The following is a 633-nucleotide window of genomic DNA, read 5'->3' as shown; positions in this document are numbered from 1 at the left end:
CCCAGCTTGTCGAAAAGCTGGCGGCTATCGGAGTCAGCGAGACAGAGCCGAACATCCGCAATAAGCTCGCGCGGGGGAAATTCACCGCGGTGTTCATGCTGCAATGTCTCGCGGCAGTCGGCGCGCGATCTATCATGATAGATGATGCCGCCGTATAACATTCAGAAAGCGATATTTTATTGGACTAGAGTGCTGTTGGCGCTAGGTGCCGCAGCGTATTTCTTATTCATCGCCCTGACGATGCTCTCAGCCGCCTATCATGAATATAATGTAGGGATTGAAGAGTATGCTAAATATGAGCGCGAGAGAGAGGGATATAAAAGAAAGTCCGCAGATGAAGTTATAAGCAAATGCCCGGTCGCTGACGCCGGAGGGCTTATCGAACCTGAATGCCTCAAGAAAGCACTTAATTCCTTTATAGAAAAGGACACCTCCGATAAGGATCTGCAGGCCCAGCAGGATATGGCGAAGTGGGCTTTCTTCACGCTCATCGTTGGCATCGGGGGCGTTATAATCAGCATTGGAGGCGTCATCGGCCTCTTTATGTCTCTGCACCAGACCAAGCGTTCGATTAATATCTCGGAGACTGTAGGTCAGGCGCAAGTTCGGCCATATCTCAGCGTCGAATTTGAC

2 protein-coding genes are annotated in these 633 nt (G+C 50.7%); both read left to right on the top strand.

Going from position 1 to position 633, the window contains the following annotated elements:
* The coding region (locus ACKAE7_RS21170) for a DUF6471 domain-containing protein (RefSeq protein WP_408980244.1) at positions 1-158 on the top strand (158 nt) is incomplete at its 5' end.
* 37 nt (positions 159-195) lie between these two features.
* Positions 196-633 (top strand): hypothetical protein (locus ACKAE7_RS21165; protein ID WP_408980243.1); only part of this gene is annotated, 438 nt, incomplete at its 3' end.

The sequence above is a fragment of the Pseudarthrobacter sp. NKDBFgelt genome, from assembly GCF_046097905.1.
GTDB classification, from domain to species: domain Bacteria; phylum Actinomycetota; class Actinomycetes; order Actinomycetales; family Micrococcaceae; genus Arthrobacter; species Arthrobacter polychromogenes.
Note: the sequence above shows the minus strand (reverse complement) of the source record. Positions and strands in the feature narration are given on the sequence as shown.